Raw genomic sequence first — 7,278 nt, forward strand, 5'->3', positions numbered from 1 at the left:
TCATCATTGCCGGTCAGACCTGCGGATCGAACAGCGGCTCCGGCAGCCCGGGCACCTCGGTGCGCATGGAAAAGACGCCGCCGGAATGCGGCAGCCGCTCGAGCTCTTCCGCCGGCCGGCCGTCCCTTGCCGAGGTGACGTAGAGGGTCCTGAGGTCCGCGCCGCCGAAGGCGACCATGGTCGTGCACGTCGCCGGCACCTGAAATTCGGCCAGAAGCTCGCCCGCCGGCGAATAGCGCTGCACCCGGCCGCCCTCGTAGAGGGCCGACCAGTAGCAGCCCTCGGCGTCGACGGCCGCGCCGTCCGGCCGCCCGCGATCCTCGCCCTCGGGCTTCAGTTCGGCAAAGACCCGTCGGTTCGACGCTTCGCCTGTCTCGACGTCGTAGTCATAGGCATAGATGGTGAAGCGCGGCGTGTCCGAGTGGTACATCGTGCAGCCGTCGGGCGAGAATGCCAGGCCGTTCGAGGTGAGGAGGCCGCCCTCGATCGCCTGAAGGCCCCGCCGGTCGAAGCGGTAGAGCGAGGCGGTGCCGCCGGCCTTCTTCTCGTCGATCGTCCCGAGGATGAAGCGGCCGCGCGGGTCCGTGCGTCCGTCGTTGAAGCGATTGGTGGCGACGGGCTCGGCGTTCGGCGCGAGCATGGCGACGCGCTCGCCCGTCGGCGAAAGCTGCCAGACCCCCGATCGCAGGCCGGCGACGAAGCCGCCGTCCTTGCGGATCGCGAAGCAGCCGATCTCCTCCGACAGTCCGGTGATCGTGTGCTGTCCCGTCTCCGGCTCGAAGCGATGCAGCTTCATGCCCTTGATGTCGGCAAAATAGAGCGCCTTCTCCGCCGGCGCCCAGACCGGGCATTCGCCGAGGGCGCATTGCGAGTCGAGAACGAGGGTGAAGGGCGAGGTCATCGGGAAACTCCAGGGCTGGCGCCGGGCTGCCGGCCGGCAATCCGAAGTGGCGGTGCAACGCGCCCTTCCTGCCTTTCCCCGCGGGGTCCCCGCAAGAGGAAAAACCGGGCCGGGCTAACGGGCGACTGCGTCCTTCGGCCATCCGGCATCGCGCCGCTCCTCGGCGCGCCAGGATGCCGGCGGGAGCGCATGCGGGGCAGGATCTCGCTCGCCGAAGAAGCCAGCGTCGACGTATCCGTCGTCCTTCTGCCGGGCTTCCGCGGGGCGAGGATCTGCCGCTCCACGGCCATCGGCACGTGCTCCCTTCGGGGCCAACACCTACCGGCAGATGAATCTCGCGCCGCGCGCTCATTCTCGCGGAAAAGCATCTTCACGTCCTGTTTGTGTGGTGCATAATGTATGCGTTGATGTCCGATCCGTCGATGACCGCTCGGGAGGCGGTGCCGGATCGCGGCCAATCTCGGGAGGAGACCAGCATGCAGCGCAGACAGTTCATCCAGGGCCTGGCCGGCGGCGTCGCAGCGACGGCCCTGTCCGGCCTCATGGGACGTCAGGCCTTCGCGGCCATGGGGGAATGCATCGTTCCCTGGGCGTCCGACACCAAGATGATCCAGCGCGAGGCGAAGGAAGGCCCGTTCAGGATCGCCCTGTCGAACTCCTACATCGGCAACACCTGGCGCACCGAGATGGTGCAGATCGCCAAGGCCTATACGGAGCGCCCGGAGGTGAAGCCCCTGATCGCCAGCTTCCAGGCGACGAGTTCGGGCAACGAGGTCAGCGCCCAGATCGCCCAGATCAACCAGATGATCCTCTCCGGCGTCGATGCCATCATCCTCAACGCCGCCTCGCCGACGGGCCTCAACTCGGTGATCGACCAGGCCGCCGATGCCGGCATCCTCGTCGTCTCCTTCGACAACGTGGTGACGACGGACAAGGCGGTGACGGTCAATCAGGACCAGTACGCCATGGGCAAGCAGTGGGCCGATTTCGTCGTCGAGAAGACCGGCGGCAAGGGCAACGTGCTGATGGTCCGCGGCGTCGCCGGAACCTTCGTCGACCAGGAGCGGACGCGGGCCGCCACCGACGTCTTCGGCCAGCATCCCGACATCGAGACCACCGAAATCTACGGCAACTGGGACGATGGCACCGCCCAGAAGGTGACGGCCAACGCTCTCGCCTCCGGTACGAAGTTCGACGGTGTCTGGAGCCAGGGCGGCGACACCGGCGTGGTGCGCGCCTTCCAGCAGGCGGGCCTGGACATCCCGCCGATCGCCGGCGAGGCGGAGAACGGCTTCCGCAAGCTGGCGTCGGAACTGAAGTTCCCGATGCTGTCGATCGGCCAGTCGCCGGCGCTCTCGGCCCTGTCGATCATGGTCGCTCTCGAGATCCTGCAGGGCAAGGAAGTGCCGCAGTCGGTCTCGGCGCCGCTGCCGACGGCGACGACGGACACGCTGAAGTCCGGCGTGGACTTCTTCCCCGAGCTGCCCGACAGCTTCTTCACGCCGATCTCCATTCCCGTCTGCGGGCTCGATTTCACCGCCGAGCAGATCCTGAAGCAGAAGGTCTGACGGCGCGCCGCGCCGTCCACGGGGGCGGGTGCCGCGATACGCCGCGGCATCCGTTTCTTTCGTCTTCGAGCCGGAGGGCCGGGCGCTCCCAACGCTCGGCGCCGGCTCCCTGAGGCGGCGTCGGCGCCCTGCGCCGGCCCGCTTCGATCGGCGGAGAGTTCGCGTGACATCCAGGTCCGACCATCCTCGTTCCCCTTGCGGCCCGTTGCTGGAAGCTCGAGGGATCTCCAAGAGCTTCGGCGGCGTCCATGCGCTGCAGGAGGCCGATTTTGCCTGTGATCGCGGCGAGATCCATGCGCTGCTCGGCGCCAACGGCGCGGGCAAGTCGACGCTGGTCAAGGTGCTGAGCGGCGTCCAGCGCGCCGATGCGGGCAGGCTCGCGATCTCCGGCGAGACCGTCAGCTTCTCCGGTCCCGCCGACGCGGTGCGCCACGGCGTCGCGACGGTGTTTCAGGAACTGTCGCTGTTTCCTCATCTCACCGTTGCCGAGAACATCCTGATCGGCCACGAGCCGACCGGCTTCCTCGGCCAAATCAGCCAGCGCCGGATGCGGGCCGAGGTCAGGGCGCTGTTCGAGAGCCTCGGCATCGATCACATCCCGCCCGGCGCGCAAGTCGCCGACCTGTCGCTTGCCGACCGCCAGCTGGTCGAGATCTTCAAGGCGCTGTCGCGCCAGCCGCGGCTCCTGATCCTCGACGAGGGGACGTCGGCGCTGGGGCGCAAGGAGGTCGAGCGGCTGTTCGCGCTCTTGCGCAAGCTGCGCGACAGCGGCACCTCGGTGATCTTCATCTCCCACCGCATGAGCGAGATCCGCGAATTCGTCGACCGCATGACGATCTTCCGCAATGGCCGCCACGTGGCGACGGTGAAGGCCGCCGAGGCGAGCGACGCCGAGATCGTCGAGATGATGCTCGGCCAGAGGGTCGAGCGTTCGTTCCCGGCGAAGACGGCGGTTCGCGGCGAGGATCCGCCGCTTCTGGAGCTCGACGGCTTTTCCGCCGGCGCCGGCCTGAAGGGGGTCTCGCTGTCGCTCCAAGCCGGCGAGGTGCTCGGTCTCGCCGGCCTCGAAGGCCAGGGGCAGGGCACGCTGCTTCTCGCGCTCTTCGGCGCCTATCGCGGCGTTGCCGGACAGGCTCGCATCCGTGGCCGTCCGGCGAGGCTCAAAAACCCCTGGGACGCCAAGGCGAGCGGCATCGCGCTGATCCCGGAGGACCGCAAGACCGAGGGGCTGGTTCTGCCGATGAGCGTTCGCGAGAACATCACCTTCTCGGTTCTCGACCGGTTCGGCCGCTTCGGCTTCGTCAGCCCGGCGAGGGAAAAGGCCTTCGTCTCCCACATGATGGAGCGGCTTTCGGTGAAGGCCGCCTCGATGGAACTGCCGGCCCGCTCGCTCTCCGGCGGCAACCAGCAGAAGCTGGTGCTGGCCAAGTGGCTGGAGACCGGCGCCGAGATCTTCCTCTTCTACGATCCGACGCGGGGCATCGACGTCGGCACCAAACAGGCCTTCTACGAGCTGATCGTCGGGCTGACGCGCGAGGGCAAGGGCGTGATCCTCTATTCCACCGAGACCAGCGAGCTGATCGGCCTCTGCCACCGGATCGCGGTGATGGACGACGGGCGGATCGTCCAGACCCTCGAGGGCGATCATATCACCGAACAGGACATCCTCGCCGCCTCCCTCGGGGTCGGGCGGGGGCGGGCGGATGCCACGCCCGACATCGCGGAGGCCGCCCAATGACCCTGCGCCGCTACCGCAGCTCGCTGCTCGCCATCATCGGCCTGATCCTTCTCCTCGGCTACTACTGGGTCCAGCAGCCGCTGATCCTCTCGCCCTTCGGCTTCCGCCTCCTCGCCAACCAGGGCACGACGCTGGCGCTGGCCGCGCTCGCCCAGCTGACCGTCGTCCTCACCGGCGGCGTCGACCTCTCCGTCGGCGCCATCGTCAGCCTCTCCAACGCGATCGCCGCGACCTACATGGGCGACAGCCCGTGGAGCGTCTTCGGCGTCGTCCTCCTCACCCTCGGGGCCGGGGCGGCGGCCGGCCTCGTCAACGGCGTCCTCGTCGCCTATGGCCGCATCCAGCCGATCATCGTGACGCTGGCGACGCTCTACGTCTATTCGGGGCTCGCCCTGCTGATCCGCCCGCAGCCGGGCGGCTCGGTGCCGGGCTATTACGCCTCGACCCTCACCGGCGCCTGGGGCTGGCTGCCCTATTCGCTGATCGTGCTTCTGGCGGTCACTCTCTTGTTCCGCATGCCGATCATGCGCTCGCGGCTCGGAACCGCGATCTATGCCGTCGGCGACAATCCCGGCGGGGCCCACATGTCCGGCATCAACGTGCCGAGGACGCTGGTCTGCGCCTATGTCATCGGCGGCGTCCTCGCCGCCTGCGCCGGCCTGTTCCTCACCGCCCAGACCACCTCGGGCGATGCCACCGTCGGCACCTCCTACACGCTGAACTCCGTCGCGGCGGTGGTCTTCGGCGGGGCGATCCTCGGCGGCGGCAGGGGCCTCGCCCTCGGCCCGATCGTCGCGGCCTTCTTCATCTCGATCATCATCTCGGTGCTGTTCGCGGCCGGCGTCTCGTCCTTCTACCAGAGCGTCTTCCAGGGGGCGATCCTGATCGTCGTCCTGATGTTCGGCAACGCCTGGACCCTCAGAGCCCGCAACCGCCTGCACGTCCTCCGGAGCTGAGCGATGACCACCGAAACCCGCGCCTCGCAGACGCTCGGCTCGAGCCTCTCCGCCTTCACCCGCCACGGCGTCGCCGTGTCCTATGTCCTGCTCGTGCTCCTCATCGTCGTCGCGGTGATCCTCAACCCGGCCTTCGCCTCCTTCGCCAACGTCAAGGCGCAGCTGCAGATCGCCACTTTCATCGGCATCATCGCCATCGGCCAGACGCTGGTCATCCTCACCGGCCAGATCGACCTGTCGGTGCCGTGGAACCTGACCTTCTCCTCGATCCTGATGGCGACGCTCTACGGCCAGGGCTACGGCATGGGCGTCGCCATCGGCGCGGCGCTCCTCGTCGGCATCGGCGTCGGCCTCGTCAACGCCATCGGGGTCGCGGTCTTCCGGCTGCACTCGCTGGTCTGGACGCTCGGCATGAACGCGCTGCTCGAGGGCGCGACCATGGTCTATACGAATGGCCAGCCACCGGATTCGACGATCCCCTCGGTCGTGCGCTTCCTCGCCGTCGGCAGTCTCGGTGGCTTCCCGGTGTCGCCGCTGGTCTGGGCGTTCCTGGCGCTGGTCACCATCCTCGTCCTTTCCCGCTCGCGCTTCGGCCGCTTCCTCTATGCCACCGGCAACAACGAGCCGGCGCTGTTCCTCTCCGGCGTCGACACCAGGCTCGTCCATGTCGGCGCCTTCGTCGCCTCCGGCGTCTGCGCGGTGATCGGCGGCATCCTCCTCACCGGCTACGCCTCGCAGACCTATCTCGGCATGGGCAACGACTACCTGCTGGTACCGATCGCCGCCGTCATCATCGGCGGCACCAACATCATGGGCGGCGCCGGCGGCTATGTCGGCACCATCGCCGGCACGCTGATCGTCGTCGTCCTCCAGTCGATCCTGTCGATCGCCCAGATCGGCCAGGCCGGCAAGAACATCGTCTTCGGCCTGATCATCATCGCGCTGGTGCTGCTCTATGCCCGGCAGGCAAGGCCGACCGACTGAGGCGGCTGCCGCGGCGCGCCACGCCGTCCCGTCCCGATGGCGGGATGCGCCGCGCATGGCGGGACGAAATCGCCTATGAGGGGGCCGTCCCCCCGATGATCATCTGATTCTGGCCCATGACCCTCCTCACCATCGCGCTCCTCTTCCTGGCCGGCTTCGCCGCGGCCGCGATCAACGCGGTCGCCGGCGGCGGCACCTTCATCTCCTTCGGCGCGTTGACGCTCATCGGGGTGCCGCCGATCTCGGCCAACGCCACCTCCTCCATCGCCCAGCTGCCGGGCTATTTCACCTCGACGCTACCCTATCTGAAGGACATCCGGTCGATCTGGCGGGGCATCGCGGTGCTCGCGGTCGCCTCGATCGCCGGCTCGAGCCTCGGGGCGCTGCTGCTCCTGTGGCTGAACAACGAACAGTTCGCCGCCGCCGTGCCCTGGCTGCTGATCGGCGCGACGGGGCTGTTCGCCGCCGGCCCCTTCTTGAAGCCGAAGCCGCGCGAGGCGGCGGCGACCAGCGAGTGGCGGGGCCTCGCGGCGCCGGCGATGCAGTTCGTCACCTCGATCTATGGCGGCTTCTTCGGCGCCGGCATGGGCATCATGATGCTGGCGACGCTGGGCCTCACCGATGCCGGCGACTATCACCGCCTCAACGCCATCAAGAACGTTTTGGCCAACGTCATCGCCATCGTCGCGATCACCGTCTTCGTCGCCGGCGGGGTGGTCCATTGGCCCGGTGCCCTGGCGCTGATCCCGGGCGTCGCGCTCGGCGGCTATGCCGGCGTCTGGATCGCCAGGCGCGTGCCGCAGATCGCGGTGCGCATCTTCGTCATCGCAGTGGGGCTGTTTCTCGCGGGCTACTACTTCGTCATCGGGTGAGGCTTCGCCTTTCCCGGCCGCCCCCCGCGCGACCGGTTCCACGACGCCCGCATGATGGCTTGCGGCAGGCTCTTCCGACGGAAGACGCAACTCCGCGTTCCCGCGCCGCAAAGCGGCCGGGGCTGGGGATGCGAGCCGCCCGAGGGCAGCCAAGGGCGCCGTCCGGCGGGACGGCGGGATGCCGGAGGCAGACCCTCCGAATTTTTTAGTTTGTACGGTCCGCCTCCGGCATCCCGCGCGGTGCTTGACGGTCTCGATG

General features: G+C 68.4%; 6 protein-coding genes. 5 read left to right on the forward strand and 1 reads right to left on the reverse strand.

The features are described from left to right. Positions 1-13: 13 nt before the first annotated feature. On the reverse strand, positions 14-901 hold the full coding sequence (locus ATO4_RS22535; protein ID WP_083594022.1) for an SMP-30/gluconolactonase/LRE family protein: 888 nt from the start codon (positions 899-901) through the stop codon (positions 14-16). A gap of 476 nt (positions 902-1,377) precedes the next feature. Here ATO4_RS22535 and ATO4_RS22540 point away from each other — a divergent pair, with 476 nt between their 5' ends. The 5 genes from ATO4_RS22540 (at position 1,378) to ATO4_RS22560 (ending at position 7,019) form a co-directional block, all read left to right on the forward strand. Further along, positions 1,378-2,469 carry a sugar ABC transporter substrate-binding protein gene (locus ATO4_RS22540; protein WP_176223128.1) on the forward strand — a complete coding sequence of 364 codons (1,092 nt, stop codon included), beginning with the start codon at positions 1,378-1,380 and terminating at the stop codon, positions 2,467-2,469. Positions 2,470-2,632: 163 nt separating this feature from the next. After that, positions 2,633-4,207, forward strand: a complete 1,575-nt coding sequence (locus ATO4_RS22545; protein ID WP_245308896.1) for a sugar ABC transporter ATP-binding protein — start codon at positions 2,633-2,635, stop codon at positions 4,205-4,207. Beyond that, entirely contained in the window at positions 4,204-5,163 is a 960-nt protein-coding gene (locus ATO4_RS22550; RefSeq protein WP_083594025.1) for an ABC transporter permease, read from the forward strand. Before ATO4_RS22545 ends, ATO4_RS22550 begins: the two co-directional genes overlap by 4 nt. Positions 5,164-5,166: 3 nt before the next feature. After that, positions 5,167-6,147, forward strand: a complete 981-nt coding sequence (locus ATO4_RS22555) for an ABC transporter permease (protein ID WP_083594026.1) — start codon at positions 5,167-5,169, stop codon at positions 6,145-6,147. A 116-nt stretch (positions 6,148-6,263) separates the two neighbouring features. After that, on the forward strand, positions 6,264-7,019 hold the full coding sequence (locus ATO4_RS22560; RefSeq protein WP_083594027.1) for a sulfite exporter TauE/SafE family protein: 756 nt from the start codon (positions 6,264-6,266) through the stop codon (positions 7,017-7,019). Positions 7,020-7,278 lie beyond the last annotated feature (259 nt).

Source organism: Aurantimonas sp. 22II-16-19i, assembly GCF_002088275.1.
Classification (GTDB): Bacteria; Pseudomonadota; Alphaproteobacteria; order Rhizobiales; family Rhizobiaceae; genus Jiella.

What these genes read in the sequence shown, in the direction of transcription:
- ATO4_RS22535 (WP_083594022.1), bottom strand. Translation starts at nt 901, where the DNA reads ATGACCTCGCCCTTCACCCTCGTTCTCGACTCGCAATGCGCCCTCGGC.
- ATO4_RS22540 (WP_176223128.1), top strand. Translation starts at nt 1,378, where the DNA reads ATGCAGCGCAGACAGTTCATCCAGGGCCTGGCCGGCGGCGTCGCAGCG.
- ATO4_RS22550 (WP_083594025.1), top strand. Translation starts at nt 4,204, where the DNA reads ATGACCCTGCGCCGCTACCGCAGCTCGCTGCTCGCCATCATCGGCCTG.
- ATO4_RS22555 (WP_083594026.1), top strand. Translation starts at nt 5,167, where the DNA reads ATGACCACCGAAACCCGCGCCTCGCAGACGCTCGGCTCGAGCCTCTCC.
- ATO4_RS22560 (WP_083594027.1), top strand. Translation starts at nt 6,264, where the DNA reads ATGACCCTCCTCACCATCGCGCTCCTCTTCCTGGCCGGCTTCGCCGCG.